This is a genomic window from Paenarthrobacter sp. 10L412 (genome assembly GCF_056395565.1).
The window spans coordinates 274902-295955 of record NZ_JBFTJT010000010.1 but is presented as its reverse complement, the minus strand read 5'-3'; the positions used below and the strand labels follow the sequence as shown (position 1 = coordinate 295955).

Here is a 21054-nt window from a genome sequence, read left to right as displayed (position 1 = left end):
GCCAAAGGCTGGTTACTTCAGAGAAAACGAGTCTATCGTGACAGGTGCCACAGGGGCGCCGTCGGTCGCGTTTTCGCCCGGCTTCAGGCCTGCTGCAGCGATTTTCGTGACCACGTCCAAACCACTGGTAACTTTGCCGACCACTGTGTAACCACCGGCCGTGTCCGCAGGAATTGTTGTGTCCTTGTAGACAATGAAGAACTGATGACCATTGCCGTAGGCGTTGTTTCCCGAGCGTGCAACGGCGATTGTTCCAGCCGGGTATATGTTGTCCGATGGTGTGTTCTCCAGGGGACCCCAGCGGTAGTTGGGATCGTCTGCGCCGTCTTCGGACTTGGCGCCGCATTGCAGCAGGCCGAACGTTTCTGAGGTGGTAAGGCGGTGGCAGAAGGCTCCGTTGTAGTAACTGGCGTCGGTGAGGGACTTGATGACGGCCGCCGCCTGCGGGGCAGCAGTTCCGTTCAGTTCCACTCCCACGACGCCGCTGTTCAGGCCGAGCTCGCCGGTGAAGGTTTTACCGGCTGCGGTGTCCGGGCTGGGTATGTCTGCGCTGTTGGATGCCGAAGGAGAAGCCGACGGGGAGTTCAGTCCGGCCTCTGCGGCGGCGAACTCTGCCTCAGTGGGGTTGGAACTGAAAACTGTAAGTTGCAGCACCACAGCAATGATCACAGCGGCAGCGCCCGCGCCGATGGCAACAGTGTTGTCGCGTTTGCGCCGCTTGCCCTGTTCCTGCCGCAGGGCACGCTTGGCTTCCATCTGCCGGATGCGGCGTCTCGCTTCGCGGTCATCCCGCGACCTTGTTGCCAAGAGTCCTCCTGATTGTGTCCACGTTCGCCGGCTGCCTGCAGGGACCGGGCATGCTGCATTAGATGTGCACGCGCGGAAAGCATAAACTGGCTGCCGCACATAGTTTATGCATGACCGGCTGGACGCCCGCCCCATAATCGCCGAAAAGGCCTTTAAAGCTGCGGTGCTCATTCCTGAGTCAGCTTTCTTCGAGGAGATTTATCCACCATGGCACGTACCGCCTCCCTGTCCGGATTCCCCGAGTGGCTTCCCCAGGAACGGTTGGTGGAACTCCATGTGCTGGACACGCTCCGGAAAACGTTCGAACTGCATGGTTTCTCCTCGATTGAAACGCGAGCTGTTGAAACGGTCGGCCAGTTGCTGCGTAAAGGCGAGATCGACAAAGAGGTCTATGGCCTGAGCCGCCTGCAGGACGACGAAGCTGAAGCATCCAGGTCAACCACCACGGACAAGGCAGACAAAGCCGATCCGAATGCGCTTGCCCTGCACTTCGACCTCACTGTTCCCTTCGCCCGGTACGTCGTGGAAAACGCGGGTTATCTCGCCTTTCCCTTCCGCCGGTACCAGATCCAGAAGGTCTGGCGTGGCGAGCGTCCACAGGAAGGCCGTGCCCGCGAATTCACCCAGGCAGATATAGACGTGGTGGGCGATGGCGAGTTGCCGTTCCGCTACGACGTCGAAATCGCGTTGGTCATCGCTGAGGCGCTGAGCGCCCTCCCGATTCCGGACTTCCGCCTCCGGATCAACAACCGCAAGCTGGCTGAAGGCTTCTACCGCGGTATTGGCTTGACTGATACGGCCGGAGTCCTGCGGAGCATCGACAAACTGGAAAAGATTGGCGAAGGCAAAGTCGCTGAGCTGCTCAAGAGCGAGCTCGGCGCCTCGGATGAGCAGGCGGCACTGGCGCTCAAGCTTGCCACCATCCGCACGGAGGACACCTCGTTCGTGGACCAGGTACGTGCCTTGGGGGTGACTGATGACCTCCTCGAGGAAGGATTGAGCGAGCTCCAGCAGGTCATTGAGGCTGCGGTCCAGCGCGCGCCCGGCAAGGTGGTCGCTGACCTCAGCATCGCCCGGGGACTGGACTACTACACCGGAACCGTCGTCGAAACTGTCCTGGTAGGCCATGAACAACTGGGTTCGATTTGCTCGGGCGGCCGGTACGACGCCCTGGCCAGCAAGGGAAACCGGAAGTTTCCCGGCGTCGGCTTGTCCATCGGCGTCACCCGCCTGGTCTCGCGGATCCTGAGCCAGGAGCTTGCCACGGCTACCCGGGCAGTGCCGACCGCTGTCCTGGTCGCTTTGAATAACGACGACAGTTGGTCCGCGGCACAGGACGTCGCGGCACAGCTTCGCGGCCGAGGTATTGCGACTGAAGTTGCTGCGAAGGCTGAAAAGTTCGGCAAGCAGATCAAGTTCGCGGATCGTCGGGGAATTCCGTTTGTTTGGTTCACTGACGATGACGGCAAGCACCAGGTCAAGGACATCCGGTCCGGCGCGCAGGTGGACGCTGACCCGGCCAGTTGGTCGCCGTCGGAGGAAGATCTGCACGTCCGGGTCATCACTGCCTGATCCAGGCCAGGTGATTCAGCCGCGGCCGGGGCGGGTAAACTCGGACGGGATCGTCTTTGCAATGATCCCTTGAAAATTCATGCTGAAAGGAATGCTGTGCTGCGCACACATGACCTCGGATCACTTCGCTCCGAGCACATTGGACAAACCGTTACCCTGGCCGGCTGGGTGGGCCGCCGCCGTGATCACGGTGGCGTTGCATTCGTTGATCTTCGTGACGCTTCCGGTGTCGCCCAGGTGGTTGTCCGTGAAGAAGAGGTCTTCCACGGCCTGCGGAACGAATACGTCCTGCAGGTGACGGGTACCGTCAACAAGCGTCCTGAAGGCAATGAAAACCCTGCGCTAGCTACTGGCGAGATTGAGGTCATGGCGGACAAGGTCATCATCCTGAACACCTCGGACCCCCTGCCGTTCCAAATCGACGAGCACGTCGAAGTTGGCGAAGAAGCGCGCCTTAAGCACCGCTACCTTGACCTTCGCCGTCCTGGCCCGGCCCGGAACCTCCGCCTCCGCTCAGAGGCAAACCGCATCGCCCGCGAGTTGCTGCACCAGCGCGGCTACGTCGAGATTGAGACACCCACGTTGACGCGTTCGACGCCGGAAGGCGCCCGCGACTTCGTCGTCCCCGCCAGGCTTGCCCCGGGTTCCTGGTACGCGCTGCCGCAGTCGCCGCAGCTTTTCAAGCAGCTGCTCCAGGTGGGCGGATTCGAAAAGTACTACCAGATTGCCCGCTGCTACCGTGATGAAGATTTCCGCGCGGACCGCCAGCCCGAATTCACCCAGTTGGACATCGAAGCCAGCTTCGTTGACCAGGACGATGTCATCGAGCTCGGTGAAGCGATTGTGAAGGCCCTGTGGCAACTGATCGACGTCGAGGTCCCCACGCCGATCCGACGCATGACGTACCTGGACGCCATGGCAAAGTACGGTTCCGACAAGCCGGACCTGCGCTTCGGCCTGGAGCTGACCGAGCTGACTGAGTTCTTCAAGGACACCAACTTCGGCGTCTTCAAGGCACCTTACGTTGGCGCCGTCGTCATGCCCGGTGGCGCCTCGCAGGCGCGTCGTGCCCTGGATGCCTGGCAGGAATGGGCCAAGCAGCGTGGCGCAAAGGGACTGGCCTACGTTCTTTACAAGGAAGACGGCGAACTCGCCGGCCCCGTGGCAAAGAACCTCACCGACCAAGAGCGGGCAGGCCTGGCCGACGCCGTGGGTGCCAAGCCGGGTGACTGCATTTTCTTCGCCGCCGGCGAGAAGTCCGCATCACGGGCCCTCCTTGGTGCTGCACGTGTTGAAATTGGCCACCGCACTGGTCTGATCGATCCCAAAGACTGGGCTTTCGTATGGATCGTGGACGCGCCGATGTTCGAGCCCGCTGCCGCTGCAGTTGCCTCCGGTGACGTTGCTGTGGGTGCCGGCCAGTGGACAGCTGTGCACCATGCCTTCACCTCGCCGAAGCCGGAGTTCCTTGACACCTTTGACAAGGATCCCGAGTCGGCGCTGTCCTACGCCTACGACATCGTGTGCAACGGCAACGAAATCGGTGGCGGCTCCATCCGTATCCACGAGCGCGAAGTTCAGGAACGCGTCTTCCAGCTCATGGGCCTGGACAAGGAGGACGCCGAGACCAAGTTTGGCTTCCTGTTGGAGGGCTTCAAGTACGGCGCGCCGCCACACGGCGGCATCGCGCTTGGTTGGGACCGCGTAGTGGCTTTGCTCGCCGGCGTCGAGTCCATCCGCGACGTTATTGCCTTCCCGAAGACCGGCAACGGCTTTGACCCGCTGACCGCCGCTCCTGCCCCCATTACGGCACAGCAGCGAAAGGAAGCCGGCGTCGACTTCAAGCCGGAAAACAAGCCTGCGGCCAAGCCGGAGACCAAGTCCGAATAAGACGGTAGCCAAAGGCTCCCCACTGATGTGGGGGGCCTTTGGTGTTCCTGCAGATGAAAGGTGCCGCGATGTTGGAACAAGCATTCTTGGAAACCCTCATGGATAAGGCGTGGCCGGCCGTAGAGCGCGAAGCCCTTGACTCGGGAAGTGCGGGGGAGTGGGTGCTCCGTGCGTCCGCTGGGGTTACGCAGAGGGCGAACTCCGTGTGGGCGAGGAACGTGCCTGGGGTGCTGTCCGGCGCGCCGGACATGGCAAGCAGTCCGGACCTGGAAAGCATTCCGGATCTGGAGCGGTCAGTCAGTTCGGCGTCAGCGTGGTACAGGCAGCGGCGTCTCCCGCTCATTTTCCAGATATTCGATGACTCCCGTAGTGCAGGCCTTAACGCCGTCCTGGACGGGCAACGCTTCACCAGGCAGTCCGAAACCCTGATTATGGTCCGGGGCATGGACGCCTTGGAAACCTTGGATGCCGGGCCCCAGAGGGTAGAACTCTCGGACGCGCCCACCGATGAATGGCTTCGCTTGTGGTGGTCCGTGGATGGGCGTGGTGGCCAGGCGGAACTGGAGGTTGCCCGCGCCATTCTTACCGGATGCGAGTCTGTGTACGCACTGGTGAGGGACGACGACGGCGTACCGGCCGCCGTCGGGCGCCTCGCCCTGGTGAACGGCTGGGGAGGCCTCTACACGATGGCGACCTCGGCCACCCACCGCAGGCGGGGATACGGAACGATGGTCCTGTCAGCGCTACTGGATCAGGGAGCGGCCCGCAATCTCCGGGGTTTTTGGCTGTTGGTCACTGCATCCAACCGCGGTGCCCAGGCGTTGTATTCGCGGGCCGGGTTCGTGGAACAAGGGAGTTATCTGTATCGGCAGGCTCCCTTGAGGCGGGCGCCTGGAGGCTGCTGAGCGGCAGTTGCTGTCTCGATTTAATGGGACTGGTGGATTACCTACGCCGGTGGATCAGTCACCAGGATCCGGAGGGAACAAGCATCCGAAGCAGCTTTTGCAAGCGCAGCAGTTTTGGGTTCCTGTACGTCCAGGAAAGCAAGTTGGCTTCGGCTGGCCAGAGCGCGCATGGAGGGTTGCGCCAGAACCAGGTCCACCAGTGCTCTATCCCCGCCGGGTACAAGGTACTCAACACGGTGGCTGGCAAAAATACGCGCGGCGTGTTCCGCCGCGGAGTCCACCAAGGCGTCCGCCTGGTTGGAGCGGCGCCGGGCATACCGTTGTTGTGATTGGCCACCTGCAGCGGTTCTGGACTGAACGTAGCGGTTACCGCTTTTGGATTCCAGGACCTTGCTGCCGCTCGCCACAGCCACGGCGAAACCGCCCCGACGCACCAGCAGGATACCAAGGCCACGTTCCTGGCCTGCAAGAGCGGCAAGCCGTTCGATGTCAGTGGTGCCCCGGCCTGGACGTCCATCGACCGGCCACGGTGCCTTGAGGAGGGCAGAAGCCCCGTCAGCGGCGCGGAGGAGGATTCCGCCGTCGTCAGTCTCTTCAGTGAGTGGGCCATGGCTCTGGGCAAAGCGATCCACCCAACCGGACAGCCGTGATGCGGGGACGAGGGCCGTGCGGCTGGAGGCCTTCGGCTGCCGTTGTTGCGGGGCGGATGCGCGGCGGTCCACGTCGATGTCTCCTTTGTTGGAACTATGAGTAGCCTATCCATGTGGAAGATCTCTTTGGTGCCGGTGCAAACAACGACGACGAGTCGGAGGATCTGCCTGCCGCCGGGGGAGCCTCCGACGCCGGATGGATGGCGTCCCAGCGGAGCCCCCTCGCAGTTCGGATGCGGCCCCGGACCCTGGATGACGTGGTGGGCCAACAGCATCTGCTGGGTCACGGTTCCCCGCTTCGGCAGCTCGCCGCCGGTGCAGAAGCTGCGGGGCCGGCCGGGCCGAGCTCCGTCATTCTGTGGGGGCCTCCGGGCACCGGGAAGACCACGCTGGCGCATGTCATTGCCCGCGGACCGGGGCGGAAGTTCGTGGAACTGTCCGCCATTACTGCTGGCGTAAAGGATGTTCGCCGGGTGATGGATGAGGCCTTGACCGCCCGGGACCTGTACAAGAAGACCACTGTCCTGTTCCTTGATGAAATCCACCGATTCAACAAGGCGCAGCAGGATGCACTGTTGCCTGGCGTTGAAAACCGGTGGGTGGTCCTGGTGGCGGCCACCACCGAGAACCCATCGTTCTCGGTGGTATCACCGCTGCTGTCCCGCTCGCTCTTGTTGACGTTGAAGCCACTGACGGATGACGACATCGCAGGGCTGTTACAGCGGGCTGTTGCCGATGCCCGTGGGCTCGCCGGGCGCGTGGAACTCAGTCCCGAGGCTTTGGATCATTTGGTCCGGCTCTCCGGAGGTGACGCCCGAAGGGCGCTGACTGCCTTGGAGGCTGCGGCTGGCGTCGCTTTCGGAGACAGCAATGCCGTCTCAACCGCCGTCGAGGAGGAAACCGCCGCCGGGACCCACACTGCCGCGGAGACCAATGTCACCGACGACGGCGAACCGGGGCTTGCCGGCGACGGCGCCCCCGACGCTCCTGTACTGGTGGAACTCAGGCACACCGAGCGTGCCCTGGATGCCGCTGCTGTTCGTTATGACCGGGCCGGCGACCAGCACTACGACGTCGCCAGTGCGTTCATCAAGTCCATCAGGGGTTCGGACGTTGATGCCTCCCTTCACTATCTGGCGCGGATGCTGGAGGCGGGGGAGGACCCGAGGTTCGTGGCACGGCGCATCGTCATCTCCGCTGCGGAAGATATCGGCATGGCGGATCCCACCGCTTTGCAAACAGCTGTGGCAGCTGCGCAGGCCGTCCAGTTGATAGGGATGCCGGAAGGCCGGATTGTCCTGGCGGAAGCTGTCGTCCACCTTGCCACCGCACCCAAGTCGAATGCGGCGTACATGGGCCTGAACAAGGCAGTTGCAGACGTCCGTGCCGGTTTCGGCGGCGGCATCCCCATGCATCTGCGCGACGCGCACTATCCAGGTGCCAAACAATTGGGACATGGCAAGAGCTACAAGTACGCGCATGATGAACCGCATGGGGTGGCAACACAGCAGTACCCGCCGGATGACCTCGTGGGGAAGGACTACTACGAGCCAACCAACAACGGCGCCGAACGCGATATAGCCGCCAGGCTGGAACGGCTCCGGAAGATCATCCGCGGACAGTAGCGTGGTAGGATAGTTGCTTGTCTGGCATGACCCGACGCACAATCCCTTTGAAGATTCCTTCAATGGAGCTGTGCCGCGGGCCAGTAGCAAAAGGCAGCGGTTGGCCGATGCTCTCCCTGATGGAGGCCAGTAACACTGACACACCGCAGTAATTTGGAAGGACACAAGTGGCTAACAACACTCGTGCTCGCCGTACCGCACGCCTTTCGCGTGCACTCGGCATTGCTCTGACCCCCAAGGCCGCCAAGTACATGGAGCGCCGCCCGTACGGCCCCGGTGAGCACGGCCGTGCCCGCAAGAAGCAGGACTCCGACTACGCCGTACGTCTGCGCGAAAAGCAGCGTCTGCGCGCCCAGTACGGCATCCGCGAAGCCCAGATGACCCGTGCCTTCGAAGAAGCACGCCGCACCAAGGGCCTCACCGGTGAAAACCTGGTTGAGCTGCTCGAAATGCGTTTGGACGCCCTGGTACTGCGTGCAGGCTTCGCCCGCACCATTGCACAGGCCCGCCAGCTCGTTGTGCACCGCCACATCATGGTTGACGGCATCCGCGTGGACCGCCCGTCCTTCCGCGTTGGCGAAGGCCAGCTCATCCACGTTCACAGCCGCTCCGAGGTCATGGCTCCGTTCCAGGTCGCAGCTGCTGGTGCCCACGCCCTGAACAACGTGCCGGCATACCTGGACGTCAAGCTCGACGCCCTGCAGGCCCGCCTGGTTCGCCGCCCGAAGCGCTCTGAGGTCCCCGTGATCTGCGAAGAGCAGCTCGTCGTCGAATTCTACGCTCGCTAAATTCAAGCAGCGCTTACAAGGAAGCCCGTGGCACACGCCACGGGCTTTCTTTTTGGATAGGGTACTGGGGAGGCCTTGGCCGAAGCCGGATTCCGGCCGTGCGGGGCAGCGCAACAATCTAGGAGATGAATTCTATGTCTGGTGGCGACATCGCCGGCCTGATCGCAGCAGGAGTGTTCGCACTGCTGGTCCTGCTGTTGGCCGTGCCTATCTTGAAGCTGGGTGGCGTCTTTGACGAAGTGCGCACCACCATCCGATCCATCAGTGACGGGGCGACGCCCCTCATGGATGAAGTAACCGCAACAGTTTCCACTACCAACCAGCAACTGAAAAAGGTCGACGGCATCGCCTCGAACGTGTCTGACGCATCGGCGAACATTTCAGCCCTGTCATCCCTGGTGGCTGCCACTGTTGGTTCGCCGCTGATCAAGGTCGCAGCCTTCAGCTATGGTGTCCGTTCGGCCTTCGCCGGCCGTCGCGCTCCTTCCTCCGGCCGTCGCAGCCGCTGAACCAATTGGAGACCAGGAACACATGAAAAGAATTGTTTGGATGGGCATTGGCGTCGCCATTGGCATTATCGCCTTCCGCAAAGTCACCGAGGCCCAGGCCAGCATCGGCCCCGACGGCCTGAACCGTGCGGTTGGCCGCCTGGCGGATGGCTTGTTCGATTTCGCGGACGCCGTGCGTTCAGGCATGCATGAACGCGAAGAGGACTTGAGGTCCGCGTTGGGCATTTCCAGTACGGATAACAACCCCAACGCCGGCCGGCGCTAGCGAACACGGTTCGCTCCCGCGCCCGCAACAGGGCAGAATGGAAAGCTGCGGAAGGGCAACAGCCGGTTCCGCGCACAACGTGTGCAGTGAATTGAGAAGGGTAAGTAATCAGCTAATGAAGTCGCAGGAGATCACCAAGCGCTGGGTGGACTTTTTTGTCAGCAAGGGCCACACCGCCGTTCCCTCCGCGTCGCTCGTTTCAAGCGACCCGTCACTTCTCTTCACTGTGGCCGGCATGGTCCCATTCATTCCTTATCTGACCGCGCGCGAAGAACCTCCCTACAAGCGCGCCACCAGCGTCCAGAAGTGCATCCGCACGGGCGATATCGAGGAAGTCGGCAAGACGGCCCGGCACGGCACGTTTTTCCAGATGTGCGGCAACTTCTCCTTTGGCGACTACTTCAAGGAAGATGCCATCAAGTTCGCCTTCGAGCTGCTCACCACGAGCGTTGACGACGGCGGCTATGGACTTCCGGCCGAGCGCCTTTGGGTGACGGTCTACGAAGAAGACGACGAAGCCAAGGAACTGTGGCTCAAGAACACCGGCATTCCGGCCGAGCGCATTCAGCGCATGGGCAAGGCTGACAACTACTGGTCCACTGGCCAGCCAGGCCCCGCCGGCCCCTGCTCGGAGATCTACTACGACCGCGGCCCTGCCTACGGCATTGAAGGCGGACCGCTCGCTGACGAGACCCGGTATATCGAAATCTGGAACCTCGTGTTCATGCAGTACCAGATTGAGAATGTCCGCTCCAAGGTGGACTTCGACATCGTCGGCGAACTGCCGCAGAAGAACATCGACACCGGCCTTGGCATGGAGCGCCTCGCGATGATCCTCCAGGGCGTCGAGAACATGTACGAGACCGATCAGGTCCGTCCTGTCATTGACAAGGCTGCCGAGCTGTCCGGCCGTGAGTACACCTCTGCAGAGTCAGCCGATGATCCCCACCACACTGACGATGTCCGCATGCGCGTTGTTGCAGACCACATCCGTTCGGCCCTGATGCTCATTGCCGATGGCGTGGCACCGTCGAACGAAGGCCGCGGCTACGTTCTGCGCCGCCTGATCCGTCGTGCTGTTCGCGCCATGCGCTTGCTCGGTGTTGAAAAGGCTTGCCTGCCGGACCTTCTTCCGGCTTCCCGCGACGCCATGAAGGGTGTTTACCCGGTGGTGGAGACCGACTTCGCACGTATCAGCCGTATTGCCTACGCCGAAGAAAAGGCGTTCCTGCGCACCATTGCTTCGGGTACGGCACGCCTTGAGGATGCAGTGGCCGAATCTAAGGCTGCCGGCGTTCCTTTGTCCGGCGCCGACGCCTTCGCGCTGCACGACACCTACGGCTTCCCCATTGACCTCACATTGGAAATGGCTGAAGAAGCCGGCCTCAAGGTTGACGAAGCCGGCTTCCGCTCGCTCATGCTTGAACAGCGCCAGCGCGCACAGGCAGATGCCAAAGGCAAGAAGGGCGGCCACGCCGATCTCAGTGCTTACCAGGAAATGCTGGGCCAGGGCGAGACCACCTTCACCGGTTATGACGAACTGGATGGCGAGTCCAAGGTTCGCGGCATCCTCAGCGCCGGTCAGCGGGTGGCACATGCCTCCACGGGCGACGAAATCGAAGTGGTCCTCAATGAGACGCCATTCTACGCAGAAGCCGGTGGACAGTCGGCCGATACCGGCCTCATCACCGGCGACGGATTCGTCGTCGAGGTCCTGGACGTCCAGCGCCCGGTCAAGGGCCTCAGCGTCCATAAGGCAATCGTCCGCGAGGGTGAGATCGCCACCGATGCCCTGGTGCGCGCCGCCGTCGACCGTGAACGGCGCCACGCAGCCGAACAGGCGCACACGGGTACGCACATTGTGCATGCCGCGCTGCACCAGATCCTGGGCCCGGAAGCTACCCAGCGTGGTTCCTATAACAAGGCCGGCTACCTCCGTTTTGACTTCGCCTGGGGTGAGGGCCTGAGCCCCGCCACGCGATCGGAAATTGAAGAGGTTTCCAACATCGCTATCCGGAACAACTACCGGGTGGACACCAAGGTCATGGGACTGGCCGAAGCCAAGGCGCTGGGCGCCATGGCCCTGTTCGGTGAGAACTACGGCAGCGAAGTGCGTGTGGTGGAGATCGACGGCGCCTGGTCCCGCGAGCTTTGCGGTGGCACCCACGTGTCCAATACCTCCCTCATTGGCAGCCTTTCCCTGTTGGGTGAACAGTCCGTCGGCTCGGGAAACCGCCGTGTGGAGGCCTTCGTGGGCTTGGACGCTTTCCGCCACCTGGCCGCCGAGCGTGCACTGGTTACGGAACTCACGGAACTGCTGAAGGTTCCCTCCGGCCAGCTCGCGGACCGCATCTCCAGCACCTTGAACAAATTGAAGGCAACAGAGAAGGAACTCGACCGCCTTCGCAAGGAGCAGCTGGCCGCAGCAGCCGCCAACCTGGTGGGTACCGCCAAGGACGCCGCGGGTGTGCGGGTTGTAGCCCACGATGCCGGCCAGGTGGGTGGAGCAGACGATCTCCGGAACCTTGCCCTCGATCTCCGCAACCGTCTGGGCTCCGAAGCCGCCACTGTTGCAGTTGCCGGTGTCAGCAATGATCGCCCCGTCATTTTGATTGCCACGAATGAAGCCGCCCGTGAATCCGGTGTGAAGGCCGGAGCGTTGGTGCGCCTTGCCGCGGGCATCCTTGGTGGTGGCGGCGGTGGCAAGGACGATGTCGCCCAAGGTGGCGGCACCGACGCTGGGAAGGTCTCTGAGGCCCTCACAGCGGTGGTGGATGCGATAGCCAAGCGTTAACGGTGAATTCCAGTACGAACAGCGGCGTCTACCCCCAAGGCATCAAGCTGGGGGTAGACGTCGGCACCGTCAGGGTTGGGCTGGCCATTTGCGACCCCGACGAAATCCTGGCCACGCCCTTCAAGACAGTGAGCCGCGACGCCAAGAAGAACTCCGATGTTCGCGTGGTGGTTAAACAGGCTGCGGAGATGCGGGCCGTGCAGATTTTCGTGGGCCTTCCAAAGACCATGAAGGGCGAGGAACGAAGCTCCGCGCAGATGGCAACGGAGTACGCCGAACTGCTGGTGGGCGAGCTTGCCCGCGCCGGTTTGGACGTTCCCGTGAACCTCGTAGATGAGCGTCTTTCCACTGTTACGGCGCACCGGAACCTGCACGAAGCTGGCATGAGCAGCAAGAACCACCGTAAAGTGGTTGATCAGGTTGCCGCTGCTGGAATACTTCAGCACGCGATCGACATGCAAAAAGCCAGAGGAACGGACGTTGGCCGCCGCGTAAATGCACCGGCGCAGTCCGATACATCCAGCAGTGCCCCAACGCTGCAGGCTTCCTCCGGCCCTGAACCAGATTCTTCTACGAGGGGACTGCAACTGTGAGCCCGGTCAACAACGACCCCTCCAGCGGGACCGCCGGCGGCGGCATGCCGCTGACCCGCAAGGAACTGCGGGCGCGGGAACGATTCCTCGCCACCCAGAACCAGAACGTCGTACCCGTTCCCGAAGCGACGCCGGGGGAAGCAGCGCCTTCGGCTGACGTTGAGCCTGAACTGCCCCGCCCGATTCCCGCTGTTCCCAGGCCAGCAGCTGCGCCTGCACCGGTTGTGCCGGAACGCGTTGCGCCTGAACCCGTTGCGCCTGAACCGGTTGCGCCTGAACCCGCGCGGGCGATCGTAACTCCGCCCGTTCCGGAGGCATTACCGCCCGTTGCGACGCCGGCTCCCAGTGAACACGTGGATGCCAGTGAACACGTGGATCCCAGTGAACACGTGGATCCTGTGCTTTCGGAAGAGGAGCACCATGACGATGCCCTTCCGGTACCAGCCGTTGCACATGTCTACGCCGGTCATGCCAACGAGGCCCACCATTACGGTGTCCACGAAGGCTCTGTCCACGAAGGCTCTGTCCACGTTGACGATCACGCATTTGCAGAACATGCGCCCGAGTACGATTACGAGGCCAATGAAGGGCACATGGAGCTTCATGACCAGCTTCATGACGAGCACCACCATCTCATCGCTCCAGTAGAAGTTACGGCGGCGTCCAAGGCCGCGGCCAAGAAGGCGCGGCGTCGCCGTCGCATCCTTGCGTTGCTGATTACGCTGGGTGTCTTTGTTGCCGCCATCGCGATCGGCGCGCAATTCCTCAAGCCCCTCCTTGGCATGGACAAAGTCACCGATTACCCCGGTCCCGGCACGGGCTCCGTCAGCATTACGGTGCCGGAAGGGGTCGGCCCCAAGGCTGTGGCAACCGCCCTCGTGGAAAACCACGTCGTGGCAGACGCCGATTCCTTCGTCAAGGAATTCGTGAGCGAGGGCGGTGAACTCTCGCCGGGGGAATTCACGTTCCGTACCGAGATGAAAAACTCCGACGCCGTTGCGGTCCTCGCCAACAAAGACGCTTCCAAGGTGATCTACTTCGCCTTGAGCGCAGGCCTCCGGATCAACGAGTCGTTGGAGGCAATCTCCAAGGGGTCCGGTATTCCCATGGCCCAGCTCAATGGCTTCAACCAGGCGCCCGGACAATTCGGGGTGCCTGCGAAGGCCAAGAACCTGGAGGGCTTCCTCGCTCCCGGAGAGTACCGCTTCCCGCTGGGCACATCGGGTAAGGACATCATCCAGAAGCTGGTCTCCAGCACCCTTGGTGAGCTGAAGGCCCAAGGAATTACGGATCCGGCCAAGCAGTACGACACCGTAACCATCGCCAGCATCGTCCAGGCGGAGGGCGGCCAGGCCGACTACGGAAATGTCGCCGGCGCGATTTATAACCGGCTCAAGCCCAACAACACCGAGACCAACGGCCTCATCCAGTCAGACGCCACAGTCACCTATGGTCTGGGCAAGAAGTCCTTCCACCTCACGGATGAAGAGAAGGCTGACAAGTCCAACACCTACAACACCTATGCAAACCCAGGGCTGCCAGCCGGTCCGATTGGTTCCCCGGGCAAGACGGCGATCGATGCGGCGGCCAAACCGACGCAAAATGATTACCTGTACTGGGTGACCATCAACCTGGACACCAAGGAAACCAAGTTCTCCAAGACACTGGCTGAACACAGCACTTACGTTGAGCAGTACAACGCATGGTGCCAGGCCAACGCCGGACGGTGCGTGTGAGTCGTCGCGCCGCTGTCCTCGGGCACCCGATCTCACATTCGAAGTCCCCGGCGATGCACACTGCTGCCTATGCCAAGCTCGGTGTGGACATCGAATACTCGGCCATCGACCTGACAGTGGATAGGCTTCCGGCGTTCATGGACTCCCTTCGCGGGGATGGGTCGTGGTGTGGGCTTTCGGTAACCATGCCGTTGAAGTCGGCCATGGTCAGGGAAGTCGACGAGGTTCGTGGCGCTGGCGCCCACTTGGGTGTTATCAACACGGTCGTCTTCGAGAACGACGGCGGATCGGTCCGCCGCGTCGGCTACAACACCGATGTCAAGGGCATCGTGGAGGCAGTAGGTTACGCAGGAATCGCTTCTGCACAGCATGCCGCCGTTCTTGGCGGTGGGGGTACCTCAGCTGCCGCGATCGCTGCCATCCACGAGCTCGGAGCTGAACACGTCGACGTTTTCGTTCGGGACACAACACGTGCCGTCGACGCGCAAGCCGCCGCGGCCGCCGTCGGAATTTCCCTGCGGCTCCGCCCCCTCAGTGAGGCGGCTACAGCAGTGGCCGGATCCGGGCTGGTCATCTCCACCTTTCCTCCGCGCGCGGCCGATGCGCTTGCGGAGGAACTCGCTGCCCTGCCAGGAACAGGGGCGGGGGTTTTGCTGGACGTCGCTTATGACCCTTGGCCGAGCCGCCTCGCCGAGGTTTGGCACGGCCATGGTGGAGCGGTGGTTCCCGGACTTGAAATGCTGATGTACCAAGCGGCGGAGCAGATCCGGCAGTTCAGTGGCTGTGACGTTGACGCCTCCGTCATAGATGTGATGTGCGACTCAGTTGGGCTTCCCCGGCGAGTGTTCTAGAGGCCTTACATGGCAGGATTGGTTATATGTTGCGTTGGTTGACTGCCGGTGAATCCCATGGTCCGGCTCTGATCGGAATTGTTGAAGGCGTGCCTGCCGGTGTTGAGCTCACCAGCGGGCAAATCCGTGATGCTTTGGCGCGTCGTCGCCTGGGCTACGGACGTGGCGCCCGCATGAAGTTTGAGCAGGATGAAGTCACGATCCTCGGTGGCGTGCGTCACGGCATCACCCAGGGTGGTCCGGTTGCCATTCAGGTGGGCAACACCGAATGGCCAAAATGGGAGCAGATTATGTCTGCTGATCCAGTGGACCCTGAAGTCCTTGCCGACCAAGCCCGGAACGCCCCGCTGACCCGCCCGCGCCCTGGGCACGCCGATTTCACCGGGATGCAGAAGTACGGCTTTGACGAAGCCCGCCCGGTGCTTGAGCGCGCAAGTGCGCGTGAAACCGCCACCCGTGTTGCTCTCGGTACCGTTGCCGCCCAGTTCCTTAAGCAACTGGGCGTGGAACTGGTCAGCCACACCGTTTCCATCGCCAGCGTCACCGTACCCGAGGGCAAGGCGTTGCCTCTGCCCAAGGACGTCATCGCCCTTGACGCAGATCCCCTGCGCTGCTTCGACCGCGAAACTTCGGACGCCATGGTGGCCGAGGTGGATGCCGCCCACAAGGAAGGCGAGACCCTTGGAGGCGTGGTTGAGGTCCTTGCCTACGGACTTCCCCCTGGATTGGGCAGTTACGTCCATTGGGACCGCCGCCTCGATTCCCGCCTGGCCGCAGCGCTGATGGGTATTCAGGCCATCAAGGGCGTGGAGGTCGGTGACGGGTTCCTCACTGCTGCCCGCCGTGGTTCTGCAGCGCACGACGAAATCCTCAAGGATGAGAACGGCAAAATTATTCGTCAGACCAACCGTGCCGGCGGCATCGAGGGTGGCATGAGCATCGGCGAAGTTCTTCGCGTCCGCGCCGCCATGAAGCCCATTGCCACAGTTCCCCGCGCGCTGCGCACCATTGATGTCAGCACCGGGGAGCCAGCGAAGGCGCACCACCAGCGTTCGGACGTCTGCGCAGTTCCGGCAGCTGGCGTTGTGGCGGAGGCCATGGTGGCCCTTGTCCTTGCAGAGGCCATTGGCGAGAAATTCGGCGGTGACTCTGTTGCCGAGACCACGCGTAACCTGCGGAGCTACCTGGATAACATTCCGGCAACCCTGGACTCGGTCGGCCCGTAGTGGGCCGCACTACCCAGGACGGCTGCGCTGGCCGTCCCGTTGTCCTGGTGGGCCCCATGGCAGTTGGCAAGTCTGCGATCGGCCAGCAACTTGCGCAGCAGCTCGGCGTTCCCTTCGTGGACACAGACGCCGTGGTGGTCGCAGCGCACGGCAGCATCGCTGACATTTTCGCTGGTCGGGGAGAACACGCGTTCCGGGAAATTGAAGCCCGGGCGGTGGCGAAGGCCATCGAGGGCGCCAAGCAGCAACCAGCGGTGATTTCGCTGGGTGGCGGAGCCGTCCTGGACTCGGGAACCCAGCAATTGCTGGGGGAGTGCACCGTGGTTTACCTGGAATGCGATGCCTCGACTGTTGCGGACCGGATCGCGCGAAACACCGGAAGGCCTTTGCTGCAGGGCGACGCTATGTCCCGATGGGAGGCCCTGTTTGCCACCAGGCGTCCGGTCTATGAGCGTCTTGCAGATATCGTCCTGGACGTCCGTTCGGGATCCGTGGCTGAAATCGGCCTCCAGTTGGAGGAGCGGCTGCGCCAGCATGCAGCCTTGAAAGAGGAAGTTGAAAAGTGAGCAACGAAGCAACTGTCATCAAGGTGACCGGCCAATCAACCGCGGAGAACTACGACGTCGTGGTGGGCCGTGGCCTGCTGCAATCCCTTCCCGCCAAACTTGGCGAGCGGGTTCGGCGCGTGCTTGTCATTCACCCGCGTGCCCTTCGCCTGACCGGGGACACCGTCCGCGATGAGCTCGAAGCTGCCGGCTTCACCGCACTGACAGCCGAGATCCCGGATGCCGAAGAAGGCAAGCACATACAGGTTGCCGCTTTCTGCTGGCAGGTACTGGGACAGAACGACTTCACCCGCTCGGACGCTATTGTTGCCGTCGGTGGCGGCGCCGTCACCGACCTCGCCGGATTCGTTGCAGCCACGTGGCTGCGGGGAGTCAAAGTCATTCACATGCCCACCAGCCTGCTGGGTATGGTGGATGCCTCAGTTGGCGGCAAAACGGGTATCAACACTGCCGAAGGCAAGAACCTGGTGGGATCGTTCCATCCTCCTGCGGCTGTACTGGCGGATCTGGACACGCTCAAGACCTTGCCCAGGAATGAGCTGATTTCCGGAATGGCAGAGGTCATCAAGTGCGGCTTTATCGCCGATCCCGTGATCCTTGACCTCGTTGAAAAGAACACGGACGCAGTGATGGACCCGGAATCGGACGTTGTCCGTGAACTTATCGAGCGTGCCATTGCGGTCAAAGCCAACGTTGTCTCCCAGGACCTCAAGGAATCCGGGCTGCGCGAAATCCTGAACTACGGACACACCTTGGGTCATGCCATTGAACTCGTGGAACGGTACTCCTGGCGCCATGGTGCGGCCGTTTCGGTAGGCATGATGTTCGCTGCTGAACTGGCGCGAAGCGTTGGACGGCTCTCCGACGCCGACGCCGACCGGCACCGCACCATCCTTGAGAGCCTTGGATTGCCCATCACCTACCGCAAGGACCGCTGGCAAGGCCTGCTGGATGGCATGCGCCGGGATAAGAAGTCCCGTGGGGACCTCCTGCGCTTTGTTGTCCTGGATGGCGTAGCCAAGCCCGGCATTCTGGACGTCCCCGACACGTCCCTGTTGTTTGCCGCCTACCAGGAGATTGCTTCATGATGACCGTCCTCAGAGAAGGCGTCAGCGACTGGCCAACCGGCGGATTCCCGGGTGTCCGCACGAACCCCGATACGTTGCTGCCCGTTATCGTCAACGAAGACGCACTGGAATCTGCCTTGGCCGCTTCGGAAGACCCTGCCGACCGCATCATGGCGCTGCTGCTGGAAAACCAGCCCAAGGAAGCGGCGGAATTGCTCGCCGAAGCCCGCTACAAGGACCCCGAATCCTTCCGGTTGCGGATTTTTGAAGCTGAAGTCCACCGGGCTACCAATCGCCTGGATCGTGCCATCCAACTGTTCCGCCAGCTGCTGCAGGAAGTCCAAGGCACGTCCAAGGAAGCGATCGTCCATCAGTATTTGGGCCGGGCCTATTTCGTGAGCGGAAATGCGCTGGCAGCATCCGAGGAGTTTGCCAAGGCACTGGACCTGAGGGTTGCGAAGGCCGCCGATGCCGCACTGATTTACTCCTCCGCGGTGGCACTCCAGCGAGCCAGGGACGTGCTGGAACTAGCATCCTGATCCACGCTGGAACCACCCGAAGCCAAGCCTCTTCCCATTTGCCGGTAGAATGGTTCTTGGATTTTTGATAAATACGCGCTGGCACGCCTTTCGGCATGCTGGCTGGCATACCCGGCTGGAAGCTAGAAACCGTAGCTAGAACCAGTGAGAGAAACCAGAGGATACGAGTGGCAACCACAAACGACATCAAGAACGGAACCGTACTGAAGCTCGAGGGCCAGCTCTGGAACATCATTGAGTTCCAGCACGTCAAGCCGGGCAAGGGTGGCGCTTTCGTTCGCACCAAGATGCGCAATGTCATGTCCGGCAAGGTGGTTGACAAGACCTTCAACGCCGGCCTGAAGATCGAGACCGCTACGGTTGACCGCCGTGACTACCAGTACCTGTACCAGGATGGCGAAGACTTCGTCTTCATGGACACCCAGGACTACGACCAAATCACCGTTTCCGGTGCTACGGTCGGCGACGCCACCAACTTCATGCTTGAGAACCAAATGGTGAACATCGCCATCCACGAAGGCACGCCGTTGTACATCGAGCTGCCGCCGAGCGTCGTTCTCGAAATCACCTACACCGAGCCTGGCCTCCAGGGCGATCGTTCCTCGGCAGGCACCAAGCCGGCAACCGTGGAAACCGGCTACGAAATCCAGGTTCCGCTGTTCGTGGAGCAGGGCACCAAAGTCAAGGTTGATACCCGCGACGGCAGCTACCTGGGCCGGGTCAACGACTAGTGAGCGCACGCGGTAAAGCCCGTAGCAGGGCACTTGAAGTACTTTTCGAGGCGGAGCAGCGTTCCGTTTCGGCTTTTGACGCGCTCAAGGCGCGTCGGGAGAAGACGGATCTCGTCATTAACCCTTACACGATGGAAATCGTTGAGGGTGTCGTCTCCATGCAGCCAACTATCGATGAGTTCCTGCAGACCTATGCCCAGGGCTGGACGCTGGAGCGGATGCCTTCGGTAGACCGCATCATCCTCCGCATTGGTGCCTGGGAGCTCCTCTACAACGACGAAGTCCCGGATGGAGTGGCAGTCAGCGAAGCTGTGGCCCTCGCCAAGACGATGTCCACGGACGAATCACCGGCCTTCATCAACGGCTTGCTTGGCCGGCTCCAGAAGCTCAAGCCGTCACTGCTCGCGTAACTGCACTGCCGGACTGCTTCAGAACCGACAGGGCCAAGTCCCCGTCAGGCTTGAAAGGACCCGCATCCACTCAGGATGCGGGTCCTTTTCTTTTGAGTTCGCATCTTACAAACCCTCTCAAAACTCCTAGTGCAGCACTGCCGCCCGGAGCCCTGGAATCGCGCGAAGATGGTCAAGTTCATCCTGCTGATGAACCGGCACATCGCGGCCGCTGAGGATGCGTTGGCGCGTGAACGCCAAGGCTGTGGCACCCTTGATGAATGCCCGCATCTGCCCGGCACGGCCACGCGAGGCTGCCCAGCGAACCGCCTGTCGCCTTCCTTGGGATGTGGCCAGCATTTCAACTTCGGCTGGCGTGAACCATCCGGCCCTGGCATATTCGAGCAGCCGCTGGCGCGTGAGTTTGCCTTCGGCCACGCGCAGGAAAATGATGCCGAGGGCCGCGATCAGGAAGATCGGCACCTGCACCACGAAGTAGTCCAGCAGGAAGTCCTGGCCCATGCTGTTCCACCGGTTGTGCAGGAACATGGCCGGCAGGAGGCCGATGACGAAGGCCAGCACTGCGTAGCCGGAATGCCATCGACGGGCGGCGAATCCCATGATCAGGCCGGCTGTCCCCGTGAAAATGGCGTGAGCGAAGGGTGACATGACGCCGCGAAGGATGAAGATGCGGACAAGGTCCGTGCCGGGCTCAGATGAGGAGGCGATCTCACGGCCGAAGTAGAGGATGTTCTCCGTGAAGGCGAAGCCGGCGGCGATGGTAAAGGCAAAGACCACACCATCCACGGGACCATCGAAATACTTCCGGGCGCCAAGGATGAGAAGCAACAGGCCAAGCGATTTGGTGAATTCCTCCACGATGGGAGCCTGGACCGTGGCCATGAAATAAGTGAATGCTTCTTCGCTGGTGGTAGGAGCTGCCAAGGCGAAGAGGGGCTGGATCAACAGGGTTCCGGCAATCGAGACTGCGGCTCCCCACGTGAAAGCGAACCAGAGCAGCCTGTTCGGTTCCGGCTCCCAACGGTCAATGAGCCGTACGGTCAGCAGCACCACCGACAACGGGACCAGGGAGGCGATGAACCCGATCACGAAGCCTGTGATTCCTGTATTGCCCAGAAGGAAGGGAACCACCAGGAGAAGGCTGCCGAAGACCAATATCGCGCCCGCCAGGAGCAGGGGGAGTGTGCTCGGCGACCGGCGTCCCCGGGATGCCGGTGGAGCCGCCCAGGTCTGTGGGGGAAGGTTCCCGGGGTTCCCGGGGGCTGGTTGGTAGTTTCCGGGCTGTACGCGTCCGATCCACGTCGGATTGGCTGCCGGTTCCAGGTAGGGCCGCGGGTAGGGTTGGTGTCCGCCGGAGTGCCCAGGATGGTCGCTGCTCATGGCCTAGAGCCTATTGCACGGGCGGATGTGAGCTTTAACTCACGCCTCTTCTGCGGCCCGGTGAGGCTGCCAGTTTCCGCTGTGGTAGTTTTGAAAGGCAAATATTCCTTTTTTAATTCCGTCCCGTGAGGCGGGGAAAGGGGAGACGAG

At 61.9% G+C, this 21054-nt stretch carries 20 protein-coding genes; 17 read left to right on the top strand and 3 right to left on the bottom strand.

What is annotated here, in order from left to right:
* Window positions 1–12: 12 nt before the first annotated feature.
* A complete protein-coding gene (locus AC1DD7_RS16005; RefSeq protein WP_477515748.1) occupies window positions 13–807 on the bottom strand; it encodes a peptidylprolyl isomerase in 795 nt (264 codons plus the stop codon).
* Window positions 808–1014: 207 nt separating this feature from the next.
* Between AC1DD7_RS16005 and hisS the strand changes: the two genes are divergently transcribed.
* The 3 genes from hisS to AC1DD7_RS15990 all read left to right on the top strand — a co-directional run bounded on the left by hisS (window position 1015) and on the right by AC1DD7_RS15990 (window position 5174).
* Complete coding sequence (hisS, locus tag AC1DD7_RS16000; protein WP_431115391.1) at window positions 1015–2379, top strand: histidine--tRNA ligase; 1365 nt, start codon at window positions 1015–1017, stop codon at window positions 2377–2379.
* Between the two features lie 96 nt (window positions 2380–2475).
* Window positions 2476–4269, top strand: coding sequence for an aspartate--tRNA ligase (gene aspS / locus AC1DD7_RS15995; RefSeq protein WP_477515747.1), 1794 nt, complete (start codon window positions 2476–2478; stop codon window positions 4267–4269).
* Between the two features lie 68 nt (window positions 4270–4337).
* Entirely contained in the window at window positions 4338–5174 is an 837-nt protein-coding gene (locus tag AC1DD7_RS15990; RefSeq protein WP_477515746.1) for a GNAT family N-acetyltransferase, read from the top strand.
* A gap of 41 nt (window positions 5175–5215) precedes the next feature.
* Here the strand turns inward: AC1DD7_RS15990 and AC1DD7_RS15985 are convergent, their stop codons facing one another.
* The gene (locus tag AC1DD7_RS15985) at window positions 5216–5896 is read right to left on the bottom strand and encodes an acVLRF1 family peptidyl-tRNA hydrolase (RefSeq protein WP_477515745.1); all 681 of its coding nucleotides are present in this window, start codon (window positions 5894–5896) and stop codon (window positions 5216–5218) included.
* Window positions 5897–5937: 41 nt separating this feature from the next.
* On the opposite strand from AC1DD7_RS15985, the gene AC1DD7_RS15980 reads away from it, so the two are divergent.
* The 14 genes from AC1DD7_RS15980 (at window position 5938) to nusB (ending at window position 19524) form a co-directional block, all read left to right on the top strand.
* Window positions 5938–7449 carry a replication-associated recombination protein A gene (locus AC1DD7_RS15980; protein ID WP_477515744.1) on the top strand — a complete coding sequence of 504 codons (1512 nt, stop codon included), beginning with the start codon at window positions 5938–5940 and terminating at the stop codon, window positions 7447–7449.
* Window positions 7450–7616: 167 nt separating this feature from the next.
* The gene (gene rpsD / locus AC1DD7_RS15975) at window positions 7617–8237 is read left to right on the top strand and encodes a 30S ribosomal protein S4 (RefSeq protein ID WP_216925553.1); all 621 of its coding nucleotides are present in this window, start codon (window positions 7617–7619) and stop codon (window positions 8235–8237) included.
* A gap of 134 nt (window positions 8238–8371) precedes the next feature.
* Entirely contained in the window at window positions 8372–8746 is a 375-nt protein-coding gene (locus AC1DD7_RS15970; protein ID WP_216925653.1) for a DUF948 domain-containing protein, read from the top strand.
* A 22-nt stretch (window positions 8747–8768) separates the two neighbouring features.
* The gene (locus AC1DD7_RS15965) at window positions 8769–9011 is read left to right on the top strand and encodes a DUF6167 family protein (protein ID WP_477515743.1); all 243 of its coding nucleotides are present in this window, start codon (window positions 8769–8771) and stop codon (window positions 9009–9011) included.
* Window positions 9012–9126: 115 nt separating this feature from the next.
* On the top strand, window positions 9127–11805 hold the full coding sequence (gene alaS / locus AC1DD7_RS15960) for an alanine--tRNA ligase (RefSeq protein ID WP_477515742.1): 2679 nt from the start codon (window positions 9127–9129) through the stop codon (window positions 11803–11805).
* A gap of 2 nt (window positions 11806–11807) precedes the next feature.
* Window positions 11808–12398, top strand: coding sequence for a Holliday junction resolvase RuvX (gene ruvX / locus AC1DD7_RS15955; protein WP_431115386.1), 591 nt, complete (start codon window positions 11808–11810; stop codon window positions 12396–12398).
* Window positions 12395–14134 (top strand): endolytic transglycosylase MltG, encoded by a 1740-nt coding sequence (mltG, locus tag AC1DD7_RS15950; RefSeq protein ID WP_477515741.1) that lies wholly within the window; start codon window positions 12395–12397, stop codon window positions 14132–14134. Before ruvX ends, mltG begins: the two co-directional genes overlap by 4 nt.
* Entirely contained in the window at window positions 14131–14985 is an 855-nt protein-coding gene (locus tag AC1DD7_RS15945; protein ID WP_477515764.1) for a shikimate dehydrogenase, read from the top strand. Before mltG ends, AC1DD7_RS15945 begins: the two co-directional genes overlap by 4 nt.
* Before the next feature lie 26 nt (window positions 14986–15011).
* The gene (aroC, locus tag AC1DD7_RS15940) at window positions 15012–16211 is read left to right on the top strand and encodes a chorismate synthase (protein WP_477515740.1); all 1200 of its coding nucleotides are present in this window, start codon (window positions 15012–15014) and stop codon (window positions 16209–16211) included.
* The gene (locus AC1DD7_RS15935; protein ID WP_477515739.1) at window positions 16211–16777 is read left to right on the top strand and encodes a shikimate kinase; all 567 of its coding nucleotides are present in this window, start codon (window positions 16211–16213) and stop codon (window positions 16775–16777) included. Before aroC ends, AC1DD7_RS15935 begins: the two co-directional genes overlap by 1 nt.
* The gene (aroB, locus tag AC1DD7_RS15930; RefSeq protein WP_431115381.1) at window positions 16774–17865 is read left to right on the top strand and encodes a 3-dehydroquinate synthase; all 1092 of its coding nucleotides are present in this window, start codon (window positions 16774–16776) and stop codon (window positions 17863–17865) included. The genes AC1DD7_RS15935 and aroB overlap by 4 nt, the downstream gene beginning before the upstream one ends.
* Window positions 17862–18383 (top strand): tetratricopeptide repeat protein, encoded by a 522-nt coding sequence (locus AC1DD7_RS15925; protein ID WP_477515738.1) that lies wholly within the window; start codon window positions 17862–17864, stop codon window positions 18381–18383. Before aroB ends, AC1DD7_RS15925 begins: the two co-directional genes overlap by 4 nt.
* A 167-nt stretch (window positions 18384–18550) precedes the next feature.
* Window positions 18551–19114, top strand: coding sequence for an elongation factor P (efp, locus tag AC1DD7_RS15920; protein ID WP_011774957.1), 564 nt, complete (start codon window positions 18551–18553; stop codon window positions 19112–19114).
* Window positions 19114–19524, top strand: coding sequence for a transcription antitermination factor NusB (gene nusB, locus AC1DD7_RS15915; protein ID WP_216925562.1), 411 nt, complete (start codon window positions 19114–19116; stop codon window positions 19522–19524). The genes efp and nusB overlap by 1 nt, the downstream gene beginning before the upstream one ends.
* 126 nt (window positions 19525–19650) lie before the next feature.
* On the opposite strand, the gene AC1DD7_RS15910 is transcribed toward nusB, so the two are convergent.
* Window positions 19651–20904: a PrsW family intramembrane metalloprotease gene (locus AC1DD7_RS15910; protein WP_477515737.1), complete on the bottom strand. Its 1254-nt coding sequence runs from the start codon at window positions 20902–20904 to the stop codon at window positions 19651–19653.
* Window positions 20905–21054: the final 150 nt, after the last annotated feature.